This is a genomic window from Acinetobacter sp. 12966, from assembly GCF_031196995.1.
In the GTDB taxonomy this organism is placed as follows: Bacteria; Pseudomonadota; Gammaproteobacteria; order Pseudomonadales; family Moraxellaceae; genus Acinetobacter; species Acinetobacter geminorum.
Genome location: NZ_JAVIMC010000006.1, coordinates 146,589 through 162,670 on the forward strand (window position 1 = coordinate 146,589; position 16,082 = coordinate 162,670).

At 43.4% G+C, this 16,082-nt stretch carries 23 protein-coding genes; 7 read left to right on the forward strand and 16 right to left on the reverse strand.

The genetic code is table 11. The features are described from left to right. Nucleotides 1-5: 5 nt before the first annotated feature. From RFW85_RS00730 to RFW85_RS00805, 16 genes are all read right to left on the reverse strand, one after another. Nucleotides 6-371 (reverse strand): Gp49 family protein, encoded by a 366-nt coding sequence (locus tag RFW85_RS00730; protein WP_001288256.1) that lies wholly within the window; start codon nucleotides 369-371, stop codon nucleotides 6-8. Nucleotides 372-436: 65 nt separating this feature from the next. Continuing rightward, entirely contained in the window at nucleotides 437-694 is a 258-nt protein-coding gene (locus RFW85_RS00735; protein WP_309171042.1) for a hypothetical protein, read from the reverse strand. Nucleotides 695-696: 2 nt separating this feature from the next. Continuing rightward, nucleotides 697-1,101: a Bbp16 family capsid cement protein gene (locus RFW85_RS00740; protein ID WP_309171043.1), complete on the reverse strand. Its 405-nt coding sequence runs from the start codon at nucleotides 1,099-1,101 to the stop codon at nucleotides 697-699. Between the two features lie 14 nt (nucleotides 1,102-1,115). After that, nucleotides 1,116-2,111: a major capsid protein gene (locus RFW85_RS00745; protein ID WP_309171044.1), complete on the reverse strand. Its 996-nt coding sequence runs from the start codon at nucleotides 2,109-2,111 to the stop codon at nucleotides 1,116-1,118. Nucleotides 2,112-2,128: 17 nt separating this feature from the next. Further along, nucleotides 2,129-2,791 (reverse strand): hypothetical protein, encoded by a 663-nt coding sequence (locus RFW85_RS00750; RefSeq protein ID WP_309171045.1) that lies wholly within the window; start codon nucleotides 2,789-2,791, stop codon nucleotides 2,129-2,131. Further along, complete coding sequence (locus RFW85_RS00755; RefSeq protein WP_252472855.1) at nucleotides 2,757-3,089, reverse strand: hypothetical protein; 333 nt, start codon at nucleotides 3,087-3,089, stop codon at nucleotides 2,757-2,759. Before RFW85_RS00755 ends, RFW85_RS00750 begins: the two co-directional genes overlap by 35 nt. Next, nucleotides 3,086-4,777: a portal protein gene (locus tag RFW85_RS00760; protein ID WP_309171046.1), complete on the reverse strand. Its 1,692-nt coding sequence runs from the start codon at nucleotides 4,775-4,777 to the stop codon at nucleotides 3,086-3,088. Before RFW85_RS00760 ends, RFW85_RS00755 begins: the two co-directional genes overlap by 4 nt. Nucleotide 4,778: 1 nt before the next feature. Beyond that, nucleotides 4,779-5,033 carry a hypothetical protein gene (locus RFW85_RS00765; protein WP_000337838.1) on the reverse strand — a complete coding sequence of 85 codons (255 nt, stop codon included), beginning with the start codon at nucleotides 5,031-5,033 and terminating at the stop codon, nucleotides 4,779-4,781. A gap of 77 nt (nucleotides 5,034-5,110) precedes the next feature. Then, complete coding sequence (locus RFW85_RS00770) at nucleotides 5,111-6,727, reverse strand: terminase (protein WP_309171047.1); 1,617 nt, start codon at nucleotides 6,725-6,727, stop codon at nucleotides 5,111-5,113. A 4-nt stretch (nucleotides 6,728-6,731) separates the two neighbouring features. Continuing rightward, nucleotides 6,732-6,992: a hypothetical protein gene (locus RFW85_RS00775; RefSeq protein WP_000405079.1), complete on the reverse strand. Its 261-nt coding sequence runs from the start codon at nucleotides 6,990-6,992 to the stop codon at nucleotides 6,732-6,734. Next, a complete protein-coding gene (locus RFW85_RS00780; protein ID WP_202726841.1) occupies nucleotides 6,982-7,713 on the reverse strand; it encodes a terminase small subunit in 732 nt (243 codons plus the stop codon). The genes RFW85_RS00775 and RFW85_RS00780 overlap by 11 nt, the downstream gene beginning before the upstream one ends. Further along, nucleotides 7,713-7,922, reverse strand: a complete 210-nt coding sequence (locus tag RFW85_RS00785; RefSeq protein WP_001144538.1) for a hypothetical protein — start codon at nucleotides 7,920-7,922, stop codon at nucleotides 7,713-7,715. The genes RFW85_RS00780 and RFW85_RS00785 overlap by 1 nt, the downstream gene beginning before the upstream one ends. Nucleotides 7,923-8,136: 214 nt before the next feature. Further along, nucleotides 8,137-10,755 (reverse strand): phage/plasmid primase, P4 family, encoded by a 2,619-nt coding sequence (locus tag RFW85_RS00790; RefSeq protein WP_309171048.1) that lies wholly within the window; start codon nucleotides 10,753-10,755, stop codon nucleotides 8,137-8,139. Continuing rightward, nucleotides 10,752-11,246 (reverse strand): hypothetical protein, encoded by a 495-nt coding sequence (locus RFW85_RS00795; RefSeq protein WP_023187934.1) that lies wholly within the window; start codon nucleotides 11,244-11,246, stop codon nucleotides 10,752-10,754. The genes RFW85_RS00790 and RFW85_RS00795 overlap by 4 nt, the downstream gene beginning before the upstream one ends. A gap of 1 nt (nucleotide 11,247) precedes the next feature. Then, entirely contained in the window at nucleotides 11,248-11,652 is a 405-nt protein-coding gene (locus RFW85_RS00800) for a dATP/dGTP diphosphohydrolase domain-containing protein (RefSeq protein WP_023187933.1), read from the reverse strand. After that, complete coding sequence (locus RFW85_RS00805) at nucleotides 11,649-11,900, reverse strand: helix-turn-helix transcriptional regulator (RefSeq protein WP_000106776.1); 252 nt, start codon at nucleotides 11,898-11,900, stop codon at nucleotides 11,649-11,651. The genes RFW85_RS00800 and RFW85_RS00805 overlap by 4 nt, the downstream gene beginning before the upstream one ends. Before the next feature lie 151 nt (nucleotides 11,901-12,051). Between RFW85_RS00805 and RFW85_RS00810 the strand changes: the two genes are divergently transcribed. The 7 genes from RFW85_RS00810 (at nucleotide 12,052) to RFW85_RS00840 (ending at nucleotide 16,057) form a co-directional block, all read left to right on the forward strand. Beyond that, complete coding sequence (locus tag RFW85_RS00810; RefSeq protein ID WP_103851297.1) at nucleotides 12,052-12,717, forward strand: LexA family transcriptional regulator; 666 nt, start codon at nucleotides 12,052-12,054, stop codon at nucleotides 12,715-12,717. Nucleotides 12,718-12,862: 145 nt separating this feature from the next. After that, a complete protein-coding gene (locus tag RFW85_RS00815) occupies nucleotides 12,863-13,333 on the forward strand; it encodes a hypothetical protein (RefSeq protein WP_309171050.1) in 471 nt (156 codons plus the stop codon). Nucleotides 13,334-13,343: 10 nt separating this feature from the next. Then, nucleotides 13,344-13,478: a hypothetical protein gene (locus RFW85_RS00820; protein ID WP_001097160.1), complete on the forward strand. Its 135-nt coding sequence runs from the start codon at nucleotides 13,344-13,346 to the stop codon at nucleotides 13,476-13,478. Nucleotides 13,479-13,488: 10 nt separating this feature from the next. After that, a complete protein-coding gene (locus RFW85_RS00825; RefSeq protein WP_192955609.1) occupies nucleotides 13,489-14,781 on the forward strand; it encodes a DUF2800 domain-containing protein in 1,293 nt (430 codons plus the stop codon). Between the two features lie 5 nt (nucleotides 14,782-14,786). Next, nucleotides 14,787-15,344: a DUF2815 family protein gene (locus tag RFW85_RS00830; protein WP_000702344.1), complete on the forward strand. Its 558-nt coding sequence runs from the start codon at nucleotides 14,787-14,789 to the stop codon at nucleotides 15,342-15,344. A 171-nt stretch (nucleotides 15,345-15,515) separates the two neighbouring features. Then, entirely contained in the window at nucleotides 15,516-15,728 is a 213-nt protein-coding gene (locus RFW85_RS00835) for an AlpA family transcriptional regulator (RefSeq protein ID WP_001182859.1), read from the forward strand. A 2-nt stretch (nucleotides 15,729-15,730) separates the two neighbouring features. Next, entirely contained in the window at nucleotides 15,731-16,057 is a 327-nt protein-coding gene (locus RFW85_RS00840; protein WP_010700443.1) for a hypothetical protein, read from the forward strand. Nucleotides 16,058-16,082: the final 25 nt, after the last annotated feature.

The following is a 16,082-nucleotide window of genomic DNA, read 5'->3' on the forward strand; positions in this document are numbered from 1 at the left end:
CCTGTTTAGAACTGTTTATCTAAATCAGCTTGATAAAGTTTTTCCTTCAACAAGTATCCTTCTAACTGCCAAATTTTTTCACGGGCGTTTTTATACGCTACTTCTTGGCCGATGAACGGATCAAAGTTTTCAGGGGCTACACATGCGCTTTCACCAGTAACAGTAAAGCCGTTCTCTAAAACGATTGTGCAAAAGGTTAAACAGCGCAATGCTTGATAGGTCTTTTCATCCATAGCTTGTTTAGGATCAACATTTGCTAGTGGTGAATGGTAGTAAACATTCTTGATTTTTGAATCAAGCTGATCAGGTGTTATGCGCGGGGCATTTAATCCTTTTGCTTGAATCTGTTTTTCGATTTGTTCTTCAGACATTTTTATGAACCTTTAGCTACGTTTGCTTTGTGGTAAAAGCCCGTACTAATACGGGCCCTTATTAATTACTCAGCTGTTAAAAGCTCAATAATTTGCGCTTTGGTTTCAGCCCCTGTTAACTGAATGCCTTGTTCAACGGCAGCTTGAATTAGTGCTTCCTTATTCATTGATGAAAAAGGATTTTTAGATTCAGGCTGTTTTGGCTCAAGATCATCAAACCAAAGTGCTGTTTGATCTTCAGGTACAGAAAAAACTTCGCCTTCTTGAATTAAGCGATCGTTATAGAATCCTTTTTGATTCGCTCGAACTTGCTTATATTCCATGATTAAGCCCCCGCATAAACTGGATAAGCTGCATTGACATCGCGGCTATCAGAAACGTGTGAGAACACAGAACCTGCTGTGAAAGGCCCACTGCCAACTGAATAGTTCAAACGAACGTAACGCTTAGGTTTAACTGGAAGCATAACCTCAGCAATAACACCTGAATTGAGTTCAGCACCTGTATAGGCGCGCGATGTCTCAATGGTTTCCCAGTTGCTGTTATCGTTTGATTGTTGAAGCTGTACAGTGATGGTAGCTGTAGTTGGAGCTAGGTTTTTACCACGTACTAGAACAGGTAAACGGTTTACACTTGTCGAAGCCTTCTGCAAATCAAGTGTGTCTGTAGATGTCGCTGTAGCAATAATTGCCTGATCTAGCGACATCACTAATAATTTATCAATAAGCATAGCTAAACTACTCCTTAAACCACACGAGATTCAGTGTTTAGAATCGCGTCAACGCGACGAATAGGCATGCCGTCGAACTTAGTAACACTACGTCCGCCCTGTTCTTCTACAGTGATACGCACGTTTTTGTTGTTAACACTTTGACGACGTAGGAAAGATGAGATAGTGCGGTTGGCGTAAATGGCAACGCGACCACTTGTTTTACGTGGTAACAATTCAGCAGCTTGGGCCAATAAGTCAAACAAGTCAGCACCTGCGCTCGCATCTTTGGTAAGAGCAGCAACATCAATGTTTGCAATACGAACTACAGCACGCCAATCACGAACTGTGACGCCCGCATTCCAAACAAAATGAGTGCGTAAAACTTGATGCATTAAGCCGTTTTGGTCTTTATCTGTTACTTCACCAAGGTTTCGGATTTGTAAACCTGCTTTAGTTCCTTTCGGATAAATTCCGTGAACAGTATCTTTATGCCAAACAACAAACCAAATTGAAGTATTGTTGTTGCCAGTACCGCCCGCATCTAAAATGTTTCGCTTATTCGCAGGATTTGTTTGAGAAATATCATTGAAACGTGGTGCAAAACCCGTGAATGCTGCAGGAGTATCTCGGGCATTACCATAAATTAAGGTTTCACCCATTGTTTGTGACATACCCTCTACAAAGGCCGCATCTTCACTTGCACGCCAATCTTGTGGGTTTTGTTCCATATCATATAGTTGCTTATCAACTTCAGAATATGATTCCAGCAAACCGCAAGTGTCACGAATTGCAGCGGTAGCAGCTTTTTCAGCAGGTACACCGTAATTCAGTAAACGCCAAGCACCTTTTGGCAAACCTGTGCGAACCGTTGTTTTATGACCGGTCCCGTCATTTGCTTCAACCCAGACCATATCATCAAGTAATTCATTACTTGCGCTAAGGATTTCAATCACTGCACTTTCGGGCGTTTGTCCGTAGCGTGCAGCTAAATCCATTAAGGTTGGTTGTAATTGTGCGATTACAGACATATTCAGCCCTCTGTTAGTTATTTATCGCCATACCAAAGTTTTCCCAGACTGGTACTTGCAGTATTTGTCCCATTGCCATGTGTCATGTTGTCACCTTCTAACAACTTGCCAACTTCTGTCATAAAGCCAATTACAGCGGGATGGTTACCGAGTCCGCTCTTAAAGAGAATCTTAGAGATTTCAGCGCCACGTGGTAAGCTGAAGGCGCGTTGTGCTGTCAACAGGTTTTCTTTCAATTTTTCCCCGCCGTATTCAGGGTCTGCTTTAGCTGCATCAACCCAAGAAGCAATCACTTTTTGCTGTTCCTGTGCTTGTCGTTGTTGCATTTGCACGCCTAAATCGACAAGTTTTTGCACCGCTTCTTGCGGCATTTTGAACTGCTGCCCAAGTTCCTGAAGCGTTTTTGAATCTTCTGGATTCAGTGAGTACCCTTCAGGCATCGTGAAATCTGTGTATTGAATCGGTTGTTCAGCAGGCGCTTCTTCACCACCTAATAAAACTTCAGGCTTTGTTTCAGTATTTTCTGTAGTGGTGCTTGTAGTAGGTGTGGTTTCAACCTGAGTTGTAGCAGGATTGTCCCCTCCTGTTTCAGTAGCAGGTGTAATTGCAGCAGGTGTATCCGTTGTAGTAGCGGTAGTTGCTGCATCAGTTGCTGTCGTAGTTGTTGTCACTTCGCTCATGGTTCACCTTCTCTTTAAGTTTTGAAAATCGTTGTTTTTGCATGTCTAACCATGCATCTGAATTGGCTTGTGTGATTTCACCAAGTATGAATAGGCCAAAATCTCTTCGGCCTTCCATGAAAGCAAAATCACTGATTTGCGATCCACCGCCATAGGTAGGTTGAAATATGCTTGCCCGATCGATTAAGCGCATTAGAAAACGTTTACCGTGTTCGGTTTCCAAGATTGAGCGTAGGTCATTTAGTTCCTGGTCACGCTCGCTCTTATTTTCTTTCGCTTTGGTTTCTAAATCGCTCATGCGCCACCACCTTGCAAGAACATGTCAGACAAAGTTTCTGCATCTGTATCGCTTACAGTCTTAACCGTATTGGCGTTAGTGTTTTGCGTTTGTGCTTGTTGGGCTGCAAGGGCTTGTTGCTGTGCAATTTGTTGTTGTGCTGCACGGTCACTACGGATTTGGTCAACAATACGTTGAGGACGGAAAATATCAGGCGATACGCCGTTAATCTCCGCGTATTCATCCATAAATTTATCTGTATCAACTTTATCAAGTACTTGCGGGTCGACTTGGGCTACTTGCCCAATCATGGCAAGGGCACGTTCCAGAATTGCCGAGCCAGAAGATTTCTGTGCAAGTGCAAGTATGGATACGAAATTGATTTCGACATCAGCGTTTTGAATCGCTTCTGGTGCAATTTGGCGTAGGTATTCACTGTTTGCCAATACACGCTCAACACAGATTTCAACAAGCGGACGTAATAGTTCATCAATCTGACGTTCAACTACTGGACCAAGCATGAGCATCTTTTCAGATTTGCGCTCATATACTTCTGTAGCAGTCATTTTGCCCTTATCAAAAGCATCAAGCATCATGAACAAATCTGTATGAAATGCGCGTTTAACACGCTCTTGACATTGTGCAATCTGTGCCATAACACCGTTCAAATCAAACTGCACATTCAACATCGCTTGAACTTGTGCAACTTGACTTGTTGGTGACGCTTGGTAGAACGCGATACCATTTGGTAATGTCTCGCGCTCATGTCCTTTTAGGTAATCAGGTAAAAGCAAAGGCGGTCGAACTTGATAATCAACCCCCACTGCAATTTGCTGATGTCCTTTCTGTAATGCGCGTAAGTCACCGATACAATCACTTGCAGGTCCTTCACCATAAACATCACTACTTGAAACAGTCCAACGTCCGCAAATAACCTGAAAACTCATTAAGCCACTTTCGCGTAGCAATTTAATTGATGAACTTGGTTCATAGTAAATTGAAGCGAAAGGCATGTTTTTAGGTCCATACCCTTTTGCATCTACTCGTTCATAAATTGCATGGCAAACTTCAAACTCTTGTTCGTAGTTTTTATTTTCAAACGCACTCTTAATAGCATCCGAAACATTATCCAATCCAAAATATTTAACCATGTTGATAGAGGTTAATTTGAATTTGCGATAAACGCCGTTTGGTTTATTAAACTCGTCTGTTGTGATAGCAAACTCACCGAACGTAAGAGGTATTAAATCCATGAGTTGTGCTTTAGAATTGCGCCCATGTTCAGGAGCTAGTGCCGCACCGATGCCGAAAGCGCCTTCTTGCATGTAAATATGATGCACAGTTCGATAAACATTGCTTTTTGAAAAAGCAACATAACAAGCATCCTCAACAGCTTTAAGCCATTGACGAACTTCAATATCCTTTTGCAATGATTCATCTGCAGCTTGCAAGGTGAACCATTTACGACTTGGCGAACAAGTGCCCGATACCATACCCGCTGCAAGGGTTTTCAACGAGTCTTTGCCAGTGTTATCAACAATTTTGGACCATGCAGATCGGTCATGCTTTTCTTGGTCTTTAATCGTTTTGATGGCAGCAGGCAAAACGTGTAATGCTAATTCGGCACAATAATCGTCCATATCATTTACACGTAATTGCCAAACAGCATCAAACCGTTTTTTCAGCGCTCTGATATCGTCTTCAGTCATCTTAACCGCCTAATAAAGTTTTCTTGCCTAAGCGCAAATCTTCGTCACTCACCCCTTGAGCATCGGTATAAAGCGTATTGGCGATACCACCAGACATTGAATTTTGTGCTTGTTGCACACGATCAATAGTCGCTGATGAATCAGGAGATTTAGAATCTTGGCGCGTTGGTTGCTTTGGCGGTGCAATGACTTGCGCCTTTGGTGCATCCATCCCAAGAATATTGGTTACGCCGTCAAGAATATTTTTCACGCACATTGAAGGGCTCCGATTAGTTTTGCCTTTTTCGACATTATGCGATTGGCACATTGAAAAGGCCCTGTTTCCTGTTGACACTACGCGTAAGGGTCGTAATCGCGTCTAGCAGCTGATGCATTGATCGCCTGCATAATGTGGCGTTTAGGCGTATCAATTTGCGCATTGATAATTGCTGAACCGTAATCGGGACTGCGGCCAATACGCTTAATAATTTCCTCTCGAGATTCCACTTTGATTTTGGTACCTTGCAACGCCCAACGTGGTGCAGTTAAGTCTGCTAAAAGCTTTGGTTCAGGTGGCAAAGCAACTGTGCTGCCGTATGCGGGGTCCAATGCTTCTCGGAATTGCCACCAGAGTTGAGAACGCAAGTTGTAAAAACTAAGTTGCCCTGAACGGTCGAAAGAAGTTGCAGCATTGCGTACGTCTACAGGTACAACGTGAATGCCTGATTGCTTTAAGAAATCGTATGTACTTGCACCAACGCCAATGACATCGACATGAATAGGTGCATGGTCTCTTATATGCGAAACAGCAAACGATGCGCTTGTTGGTCCGTCTGGTGAATCCTTACCTTCAAGTACATTCGGGTTGTCGTACCAATAACCGTAACGCGGAAATCCGATCGTGTTATCGCCACCGCCACGTGCAACGTCCAATCCATAAGAATCCATCTTGAAATCTCCACGATGCAAAATGCGCATGTCTTCAAGTGGTTTCCAACGTGCTTGAGCCGCTTCAACCCATTCTGTAGGAATAACTTGCCAAGGGTCGTCTTCAATACCCGCACCGAAATCGCCGTATAACATTTGTGACCTCAAAGGTTCAGGCAGCGCTTGCAAGGTACTCATGTAGCCTGTTTCCATGTAGTACTTGTTATCAGTCACACGTGCCGGAATGAACGTGCGTGATTTAGGTTTAATGATGAGTTCGGGCTTGTAGTCGTTAGTGTCAAAGTCATAAACAATTTGGTCGTCAATAAGTACAAACGGCTTATTGCTCTCAACCTCTTGATCTTTGCCTCCGATACGGGCAAACCAACGAAGTTCACCGGGTTGTGCAGGGTTCGGGTACCCTTTCTTAATCCAAGGTGCAAAGAAATCTAAAACCCAACGGCCTTCGGCTGTAGTAGGCGGGTTAAATGTCAAAAGGCACTTTGGTTTTATCGTTGGGTCGCTAGTACGATTCCAACCCATTACGAACATTGCTTGTGACTCACGGATTTCTGTAGCTTCATCCAATGCCTTCAAGTCATGCGCACGCCCTTGCCAACGTTTCTCATCGCCCATGTTGTCAAGGCCGCCGAACTCTAAGAGACGGCCATTGTCAAAGCGCCATGCTGACTTTTGCGTGTTGTACCCGTTCTTGTGCCCTACGATCTCTTCGATACGTTGCACAATGCCGTCTGTCTGTGCCTTCTCGCGCCGTACAATCAGCACGCGTTTATGGACATTGAGTGACAAGCCTGCAATCAAATCGGTCTTGCCCCCACCCGCTGCACCGCCGTAGCCGATAATGTCAGCATCTGATGTGTAAGCTGCCATTTGTGGACCTTCAAGCGGGAACCATACAGGCGCATTTGCAAGAATCCTGCTGATAACTGCACGTTCATCTTCATCAAGCGAATTAATAAATTGCTCAATTTCCGATTCGCTCATATCCGCAATTAATGCGAGTAGTTCGTCATCGTTGGTCATGCAATCACCCAATCCGATATGTTGAACCAATGAAGAAAAGGCGCATATTGCATATGTCACGTGACAAGCCTGTTTTGAACAACTTCATAATTGTTCTGTGTTCGCCCGCAACCAATTGGGCATTTGTCAAATTGCCGCAATCAACCCAGTGCTTGCCATTGATAAGGCATTGAGCGTAACCATGTTTACCTATCCTTAAAAACTCGCGTGAATGCCAATGGTAGTGGGTCGCGGTAAATGGAACTGTTTTGCCGTTAATTTCCATCGCCTTTCTCCTTTTTAGCCTTAGCCTTTTTCAACTTGGCAAGAAGGCTTAACTGTGTGCTTGCTGCTTTTGGATCGGTTAGCGGGTTTTCTGGGTCGTTGCCAAGTTCTACACGATCTTTGAACATGCCAATGTGCTGACCTGCTTTAATCAAAGCAGCGACTTGGTCATTCATTTTGATTTCTATGCCGTGCTGAGATTCTTTAATACCTGCATAAAGCAATTTGGCTTGGTCACTTACACGTGTCGTATCTGCGATATACGTATATCCAACGCCTTCGCCGCGGCATTCTGGGCAATCTGGATTAGGCGCTTTGAGACGATCAAAATCTAAACCGCCTTCACATTTTGGTTCAGGTGCATTCGTGTCGTGCGCGTGTTGAATTGCTCTTTTAAATTCGCCTACTGTCCATTGGTAATTGTGGTCAATACCCCAACAGAATCGGCAGTTAACACGCATATATCGCATTAATTCGTTAGGATCAGCGGTTGCCATTTCCCATAAGCGATTTAATACCTTGTCTTGAGTGATCTTGTTGCGTTCTGCAAGTTCTTTTTCGCCTTCTTCAATGGCTTTTTTAACTTCAAGTTTTTTCAAGTTCTGTTCGCCGATTGAATATGCAGTTTTTGCAGAATATCCTGCGCGAATTGCAGCTTGCGTTGCATTACGATCAATCAGATATTCATCAACAAATCTTTGCTGTTTTCCACGTAAAGCCATTAGAAAACCTCCTTATAGCAGTACCCCACGCAAATACGTCTGCACATCTCGTGGGAAATTTCGTATTTATGACCAAGTTGTCTGTAAGACATGCCCGATTTATGTAGTGCTCGAATGTTTTTCACGTCTTCCTCTGTCACTTTTGGCTCAGAGCTACGCTTTACTTTGTCTTTCACTACAAATTCAGGGAGAAAAGCCAAAACAGGCATGGGCGCGCTCCTCCCAGTCGTTAATTTTTTCGTTTTTGTCTTTGGAGTGGCGTTAAGGCGTTTATTTATGTTTTTCAGGGAAAGTCCTATATATATAAATAGAAACTTATAGAAAAATGCCACTTAAACGCCTTAACGCCACTAAAACCGAAACTCTTTTCACCTACAAACACGCAGAAATTTGCGTATACGCAAAAAACTACGTGTTCCACCCCTACTGCTTACTGCTTTCGTCTTCAAACAAATCTGAATCTGCAGAAACTCGCACACGAATACCGAGCATTTTTCTCGCACCATTTGCGCCTTTTGCTGTTTTGAACTTTGAACTCAAACGCCGTCCTAAACTTCTTGAAGTCGGTATGTACCGCAATTCGCCTTTTTTAGAAGCGTATTCTTGCCAACTTTCCCAAAGCTTTGAGGACAACTCAGAAACCGTTTCAGGGTCTCCAACTTCACAACATTCGCTAATCCAGTCTTTCAACAGGTCCATTTCATCGCGGTATTCGTCACGTGCTTTTTTTGTCTTTTCAGGCGGGTTTAAACCTTCTTGCTGATATTCAATTGCCCCACGCACAAGCCAAGCTAAAACACCCGGTAATTCATTGAGCAACTTCGTTGCTAGAAAAGGGTCTTTAACAAGCGTCTTGTCTTTATCGTAGTTACGTTCAAAAGGAACCATCATTAAACGCCGCCATATACCATGGTCGCTTCCTTTAATGATTGGCTTGTGGTTCGTAGGCATCACAACCGTCCAAGTTGGCGAAAACTCGACTGTGTGTCTCGAATAAAGACCGCGTGCGCTAAGCTTCTCGCCACCCGTTATGGTTTTAACGAGATTTTCTTTCAGTTCTTTGTTTTCATCCGGTTCACCGACATAGACAAAGCGGGAACCACGTAAACGTAAAATATCCTCACGCGCACCGCCCGCCGATGCTTTGGCATCACCTAAGAAAGTCTCTGCCGGAGTAGTAGTTGAATAATCGCCGAGAGCCTTGGATATTGTTGTGAATACAGTTGATTTACCGTTGGCACCATCCCCAAACGGAATGATCATTAAGTTTTCGACAGGATTACCTAAAATCGCGTAACCCATTAAACGACGGAAAAAATTAGCCATTTCTTCATCACCGAAGAAGGCATCAAGAACCGTCTTTTCAAATAGAGGACATTTGGCTTTAGGGTTGTAATCCACACCAGTGCTATATGTGATTAGCAATTCTTGATTAGGTTTAACCAAGTCACCTGTACGCAAATTCACCGCGCCGTTTGCACAGCCCAAAAGGTAAATATCACTGTCTAGTTCTTTGATTGGCACCAATACACGCGGGTCAGATTGTGCAAGCGTCACCATGTTTTTAACCATGAACGCCTTCTGAGACATTGCACAGAATTGATAAAACTCGGCACGTTGCGCATCGTCATCAATCTTTTTAGCTTCATCCCCCATAGCCAAAACAGTTTGCTTTGCATACTGCTCGATGACCATGTTCACGCACGATTCCCAATAAACTCCGTTCCATCGGTACCAGGTATTTGTTTCAGCCACGAACATGATTTCGTTGCCGTAAGCGTCTAGCATTCTTGAAGCATTACCGAATTCAGTCATCGGGCGCTTTTGGGCATCGTCTAGTGCAATTTGCACTTTGCGACCGCCCATAGCGATATTTACTTCACGCGCTGAAATACTGATTTTGGTTAATTGCTTGAAACGTTGACGTAACAAGCCTGATAGCTCAGTACGCAATGCCAAATCGCTACCCGCAATCTTGCCTGCTTCTTTGGCTACTACTTGCAACAACTCTTGTTGGTCACGGCAATCAGCAATCTGATTTTTAATGTCAGCAAGAATCTGCCGTTTCTCTAATCTAAGTTTTGCTTGTTTAGATTCACGACCTGTTTTAAGTAACCAGTGCGCTGTGACGATGGTTGAGCCTGTACCGCTAAACGTATTCCAACGGTATTCGAGTTCTTCAAAGCTAACGTAATTCGATGCGGTAGAACTCCATTCATTCCATAGTTCGAGAGCAACGTCACTGCCGTCAAACTCATGATGTAAAGACATCCCCACACGCAACCAAGTGTCATAATCTTCATTGTCTATATGTTCTAAATATTTTTTTGCATCATCTAACGACCAACCGATTGTTGCCGTAGTCGTCATTAATAAATCTTCTTCATCTGCCAGTTCGCTAGATGTCAAAGCGCCAATACGTGATTTACTGTTTTTAACCCGAACAAAGCCGTGTTCTTCGGCCATACGTTCAAAGGCTTGAATTGCTTCTTCGACCTGTTCTTTGGTAATGGTCGGCAAAGCATTAGCAGCAAATTCAGTTAGCCCACCGAAGAAATCAACCCATTCATACGGTTTACCTGTATCAGGGTGAACGTGGTAAGCGACGAATTGTTGACCGCGCCCAAGCACTTCGATACGATGCTTGTGTATTTCTTTAAAAGGTTTATCTGCTTCGGCAGGATCGGCAAACCACGCCGAAGTTGATTTACCCCAATCAGAATCTTCAGCTCTATACACCAGTAATATTTTTGGTGCATTCCCGACACGCTCACAGCTCACACCTAAATTATCACGGCACCATTCTGCAAAACGGTGTGATAAATCCGCGTCTGTTACGTCAATATCAACAGCACAAATCGGGAAAGGCCCTTGACCCGTTAAAATGCCCACGCCTTGATTAGCAAAGCGCGGTATGTCACTTGCAGTAAGCCGAACGTTTTGCCATCCATCCATTACAGGACGTTTTAAACCTTGCTTGATCGGCACAATCATGTAGTGATGCGCAAGTAAGGTTTTTCCATGCTCCTTGAAATAACTCATACGTCACGCACCTCACAGAAAGGTGAAGCGTGATGATCTAAGTTACTATCGTCGCCCATGTCATCAATTTGTGGCGTGAGCTGAAGCACTGAACCGACTTGGGCGCCAGTTAAAACCGTGTAGGTAAACTGTGGATTAGCATAAATTGCTTCAACATCCGCGATGCACTCTTTTAAATAACCCATCCCGTCTTTGGTTCGTGATTTGAACTTAGCTTTTTCTATTCCACCGAATTGATCAACGATGCGAATACTTTCAAGCGCCATTTTCAGATCATTAATCCCTACCGGATCGAACCCCCGTTTTTTGAAATACGCACCATCGTTATCCGTTATGTTCCAAACAGGGTGAAAACCGTTGTGAAATTCAAATTGCGGCTTAGTTCTGAAGTAGTAACCATCTTGAAAACTCTCAGCATTACTAGGCGCGCCATCAACAACTTTATTAGCCTTCACAAGACCATACTCACGAATAAATTGTTTAGCATCCATATCAACGCCCCCATTCAACTGAATAAGAGTTTCGTAACGGTCGGTAGGTATCCGTGTTTGCAAGAGTTTGCTTACATTCACATGGAGCAAATCCGCAAGTACTGCAGATCGGGCGTGACAAGCTCTTTTCTTGTTCCAATGCCAAAATGAAAAGCAAACAGCTAACTGCATGTGCTAAATGTGATTCACCCGTTTCAGGGTCTGCTGTTTGTCCATCCCACCATGCGTTTAGGTGTCGGTGAGCTGCATCGAAATATCGTGTTTCTGCATTGGCAACCTTGCGCCAATTGTCTTCTGAATATTTACGCGCACCGAATTCAAGTACATTGATTACGGGCGCAAGCGAACCTTTTGGAATTAACGAGAAACGTGGCTTCGCGTTATCAAATTTTTGACCTTCAGTCATTCGGCATTCTCCTCTTGTGTGAGGTCTTCGAAATACCCTTCTGTTACATAGCGTTCAGGGTAAAGAAGCTCTAACTCAGAGATTTCTTCGTTAAAAAACTTTGAAAGGTCTGCTGCCAGTTGTAAGGACGGCTTTTGATTGCCTTTTTCAATACGAGATAAATTCCCCGCGTCAGAACCAACAGCCGCCGCTACTTCCGCAAGGGAATAATTATTTTTCAGTCTGATTTGACGAAGCGGTGTAGACATTTTTAATTACCTTTCATCCTACAATTAGACTCATGTTGCATTAAACGCAACAAATTATCAAGCCTTGTTGCGTTGAAATTTATTGCGTCAAACGCAAACTTAATAATAAAATTTCTCAACAATGCTAAATAGCGCACATTTGGAAAAACACATGAAGGCCGGACTAGGTAATGCAATTAAGCAGTTGAGAGCAGCTAAAAAGATGAGCCAACAAGACCTTGCAGATAAGTTAGGGGTCGATAAGGGCAACGTTTCCCGCTATGAATCTGGTAAACAATTTCCCGATATAGATAAGCTCGAAAAAATTGCTTCAGCTTTCAATGTGACAGTGTCAGCGCTTTTTGAAATGGCGGAAGGTATTGAACAGCCTAATGTTACAGGCCTTCGCAAAAACAATAAGCTCCCTGTACTTTCTTGGGTGCAAGCAGGCGTTTGGACAAATGCAGAAGAAGTTGATTTATCAGAAGTTACAGAATGGCTACCTGCACCAGACGAAGGATGTGAAGACTGTTTTTATCTAAAAGTTAAGGGTGTTAGTAATGAACCTGAGTTTTTAGAAGGCGATTACATTTTAGTAGACCCATCCGTTTATTATGCTGATATGCAATCAGGGGATGTAATCGTTGTTCGTAAACATTCCGATGCAACTTTTAAGAAATTGATCATTGAATCTGACGGTTCTAGGTACCTTCAAGCCATCAACCCAAACTTTATCCCGAACATCATTCCGCTTGATGAAGATTGTATTTTCGTGGGTCAAGTTATCGATTCAGTGCGCTATGTTTACCGTGCAAAACGCCGTACGAGATTTAGTTAAAAATTTAATTCATTAATTTTCAAAGACCTGCTTTAAAAGCAGGTTTTTTTATGCATATTTTTAAAAAGTTGCACTTGACGCAACTTAATGTTGTGAGTAACTTATCAATCATGTTGAGACAAACGCAACAAGTGAGATAAAAACCATGACAACAGATATCCATACATGGCGCAGCCTAATCTGCCAAGACCTTATCAAAGCGGGTTTAACAAACTCAAAAGATATCGTTGCACAAGCTTCAAATATCGAAGTTTATGTATTTGGTGATACCAAAACGGCAGAAGCAAAGCCAGAAATTAAAAACGCAGAAGTTAAAACCTCTAACCCTGCAAAAACTCAAACGGTTAAAGAAACCAAAGCAGAAAAGGTTGAAGAAGTACAAGAAACCAAATCTGAAACTGCACCTGTTGAAGATCCAAAAGATGAAGTTGTTGAAGAAACAACTAAATCAGAAATCACTGAAAAAGAAGTGAAAGACGCTTGTTTAGCAGTAGCTAAAAAAGACCGTGCTGCACTTTTAGCCATTTTAAGTGCTGTAGGCGCTTTAACCGTTGCAACCATTCCCGCGGATAAATACGCAGAAGTAATCGCAGCTTGTGAATCAGCACTTGCATAAGGAAATGCATATGAATACTCAAACCCATTTTTTAAATAAGCGAATCAAAGCCGTGTTTACAGTTGGTGAGTTAATTGGTTTTACCATTGCCCTGTTCATCATTATTGCCTTGGCAGTTGCAGCAGGCTTTACGGCAGCCCAATAAGGATTAAGTCATGACAGCACATGCAAAATTAAGTCCTTCTTCGGCTCACCGCTGGATGCGTTGTGCAGGTAGCGTAATTCTCGAAAAAGACCTACCTGACAGCAGTTCAGAACACGCCGATCTAGGCACCGCTGCACACTTCCTTGCGTCTGAATGTTTAGAGCAAGAAAAGAATGCAGCAGATTTTGAAGGCCACACAATTGCCATTATCAAAGGTAATGCCCTTTGGATTGATGCAGTTACTGAAAGCCCCGTTTCTAGTTTCTTCACAGTAGACGCTGAAATGGTTGAGAACGTCCAAGTCTATTTAGATGCCGTACGTGCTCAAGCCGAAGGCAACGAGTTACTTGTAGAACAGCGTGTTGATTTTTCCGAGTTCATAGGTGTTGAGGGCTCCTTCGGTACAAGTGATGTTGTAATTCTTACTGAAACAGAAATTCAGGTCCATGACTTGAAATACGGTAAGGGCGTAAAAGTGGATGCCGAAGAAAACGAGCAAACATCACTTTACGGATTAGGTGCTTTAGCGACATTTGGAATGTTCGGCGACTTTAAACAAGTCCGAATGGTCATCCATCAACCACGCTTAGGCTATCAATCTGAATCTGTATTAACAGTAGAAGAACTTTACGACTTTGCTGATAAAGCCAAAGCATCTGCTTCTCATATCCGCTCTTTAGAAGCGGGATTAGATGAAGGCGATATGGGCGCGATTGCCGACCTAGACGGTTCATTTAATCCTGGTGAGAAACAGTGCCACTGGTGTAAAGCAAAGGCAACTTGCCCTGCGCTACAAAAGCACTTGGTAGAAACCATTGCAGGCGAGTTTGAGGATTTAACCCAACTCGATTTGCAAGAAGAAATCACCAATGCAACTGCACAAGTTGTAAGTGCAACCAACGCTCAGCTTAGCCGAATGTATGCAGTTATCCCCCTTCTCGAAGGATGGATTAAAGCGGTCGATTCAGCGGTTCACCAAAAGATGCATGCAGGTGAAGCAATACCCGGCTTCAAAATGGTTCAAGGCAAGAAAGGTAATCGCGCTTGGACTGATGCAGAAGAAGCAGAAAAACTGCTTAAGAGCATGCGCCTTAAAACCGAACAGATGTATGACCTGAAATTAATTAGCCCAACAAAGGCGGAAGCTCTCAAGAAAGATGAAGCTATCGGCCCGCGCCAATGGACAAAAATTGAAGCCCTTATTACTCAGGCGGACGGTAAACCTACTGTCGCACCTGAAAGCGACAAACGTCCCGCTTTGGACATGAAACCACAATTTGAAGATTTAACAGTATCGGAGTAATAACCATGAAAATTCGTTTAAACAATGTACGCCTTGCTTTCCCTGCTTTATTTGAAGCTAAAACTGTAAATGGCGAAGGTGACCCCGCTTTCTCTGCATCTTTCATTCTTGCTAGCGATCATCCGCAGCTTGATGAAATCCGTAAGGCGATGGACAAAATGGGCGCTGAAAAATGGGGCGCTAAATGGCCTCAAGTTAAAAAAGAAATCGAAACCAAAGATCGTATGGCCCTACACGATGGTGACACTAAAGGCGATTACGAAGGTTATGCGGGTAACTACTTTATTTCAGCACGTAATAAAACCCGTCCAACAATTTTCGACCGTGACGGTAAAACACCGTTAGTCCAAGCAGACGGCCGACCTTATGCAGGTTGCTACGTGAATGCCGCAATTGAGCTTTGGTGTCAAGACAACAACTACGGCAAACGTATCAATGCATCGCTTCGCGGTGTGCAATTCCTGAAAGACGGTGAAGCGTTTGCAGGTGGTGGCGTAGCGTCTGAAGACGATTTCGAAGACTTAAGCGCAGATGAAGAAGGCGCGGACCCGTTATTCGCGTAAGTGGATGAGTGGCCAGTGCGTTAGGAGACCGACGCTAAATCGACAAGCCGTGAGTGTCGATACTGGAAACAACCACGGCCGTAAACGATTTTGCCCATGACTCGAAAGGCGTTTACCGCGGTCACTGCGATAGTGTGACTCGAATTCTAAATAACAACGAGGTTAAAAGTTATGCAACCACTTCGAGTTACATATAAGCAAGCTTGTGAATTATTAGCAATCAAAAGAGATGCGCTTCGAAAACTTACGCTAAATGATCCCACTTTCCCTAAACCATATAAGTACGGGAAAGCCCAGCAAGCCCCTGTCTATTTTGATTATGCAGATTTAGTGCAGTGGCATAACTCTCAAAAAACAAAGCACGTAGATGAAAAAGGTAAGTAGCAATGAATAATTTAACCGATGTACCTCAATTCCTTAGCGACCTAAAAGGCGGTGTAGCTGAAAAGCAATTAGGTCTATTCCTGTCAACTGTAGCAGGAGCCGTTATCACACACGGTAAAGCAGGCAAAGTTACTTTGGAATTAACCATTAACCAGATTTCTGACAGTAACCAAGTCGAAGTTGCCCACAAAATCAATTTCAAAGCCCCAACCGAAACGGGTGATAAAACCGAAAATGCAAGCGGCAAAACCCCTATGCATGTTCTTCAAGGCGGCAAGTTGTCTTTAATGCCTGAACGCGTCAAAGCCGAAGATTATCTAAACGGCTAATCCCTTTCCTACCAAACTTTATAAG

Bases quoted from the DNA above. Each gene is read 5' to 3' on its own strand.
- RFW85_RS00730 (WP_001288256.1), bottom strand. From the start codon at position 371: ATGTCTGAAGAACAAATCGAAAAACAGATTCAAGCAAAAGGATTAAAT.
- RFW85_RS00735 (WP_309171042.1), bottom strand. From the start codon at position 694: ATGGAATATAAGCAAGTTCGAGCGAATCAAAAAGGATTCTATAACGAT.
- RFW85_RS00740 (WP_309171043.1), bottom strand. From the start codon at position 1,101: ATGCTTATTGATAAATTATTAGTGATGTCGCTAGATCAGGCAATTATT.
- RFW85_RS00745 (WP_309171044.1), bottom strand. From the start codon at position 2,111: ATGTCTGTAATCGCACAATTACAACCAACCTTAATGGATTTAGCTGCA.
- RFW85_RS00750 (WP_309171045.1), bottom strand. From the start codon at position 2,791: ATGAGCGAAGTGACAACAACTACGACAGCAACTGATGCAGCAACTACC.
- RFW85_RS00755 (WP_252472855.1), bottom strand. From the start codon at position 3,089: ATGAGCGATTTAGAAACCAAAGCGAAAGAAAATAAGAGCGAGCGTGAC.
- RFW85_RS00760 (WP_309171046.1), bottom strand. From the start codon at position 4,777: ATGACTGAAGACGATATCAGAGCGCTGAAAAAACGGTTTGATGCTGTT.
- RFW85_RS00765 (WP_000337838.1), bottom strand. From the start codon at position 5,033: ATGTGCGTGAAAAATATTCTTGACGGCGTAACCAATATTCTTGGGATG.
- RFW85_RS00770 (WP_309171047.1), bottom strand. From the start codon at position 6,727: ATGACCAACGATGACGAACTACTCGCATTAATTGCGGATATGAGCGAA.
- RFW85_RS00775 (WP_000405079.1), bottom strand. From the start codon at position 6,992: ATGGAAATTAACGGCAAAACAGTTCCATTTACCGCGACCCACTACCAT.
- RFW85_RS00780 (WP_202726841.1), bottom strand. From the start codon at position 7,713: ATGGCTTTACGTGGAAAACAGCAAAGATTTGTTGATGAATATCTGATT.
- RFW85_RS00785 (WP_001144538.1), bottom strand. From the start codon at position 7,922: ATGCCTGTTTTGGCTTTTCTCCCTGAATTTGTAGTGAAAGACAAAGTA.
- RFW85_RS00790 (WP_309171048.1), bottom strand. From the start codon at position 10,755: ATGAGTTATTTCAAGGAGCATGGAAAAACCTTACTTGCGCATCACTAC.
- RFW85_RS00795 (WP_023187934.1), bottom strand. From the start codon at position 11,246: ATGGATGCTAAACAATTTATTCGTGAGTATGGTCTTGTGAAGGCTAAT.
- RFW85_RS00800 (WP_023187933.1), bottom strand. From the start codon at position 11,652: ATGACTGAAGGTCAAAAATTTGATAACGCGAAGCCACGTTTCTCGTTA.
- RFW85_RS00805 (WP_000106776.1), bottom strand. From the start codon at position 11,900: ATGTCTACACCGCTTCGTCAAATCAGACTGAAAAATAATTATTCCCTT.
- RFW85_RS00810 (WP_103851297.1), top strand. From the start codon at position 12,052: ATGAAGGCCGGACTAGGTAATGCAATTAAGCAGTTGAGAGCAGCTAAA.
- RFW85_RS00815 (WP_309171050.1), top strand. From the start codon at position 12,863: ATGACAACAGATATCCATACATGGCGCAGCCTAATCTGCCAAGACCTT.
- RFW85_RS00820 (WP_001097160.1), top strand. From the start codon at position 13,344: ATGAATACTCAAACCCATTTTTTAAATAAGCGAATCAAAGCCGTGTTT.
- RFW85_RS00825 (WP_192955609.1), top strand. From the start codon at position 13,489: ATGACAGCACATGCAAAATTAAGTCCTTCTTCGGCTCACCGCTGGATG.
- RFW85_RS00830 (WP_000702344.1), top strand. From the start codon at position 14,787: ATGAAAATTCGTTTAAACAATGTACGCCTTGCTTTCCCTGCTTTATTT.
- RFW85_RS00835 (WP_001182859.1), top strand. From the start codon at position 15,516: ATGCAACCACTTCGAGTTACATATAAGCAAGCTTGTGAATTATTAGCA.
- RFW85_RS00840 (WP_010700443.1), top strand. From the start codon at position 15,731: ATGAATAATTTAACCGATGTACCTCAATTCCTTAGCGACCTAAAAGGC.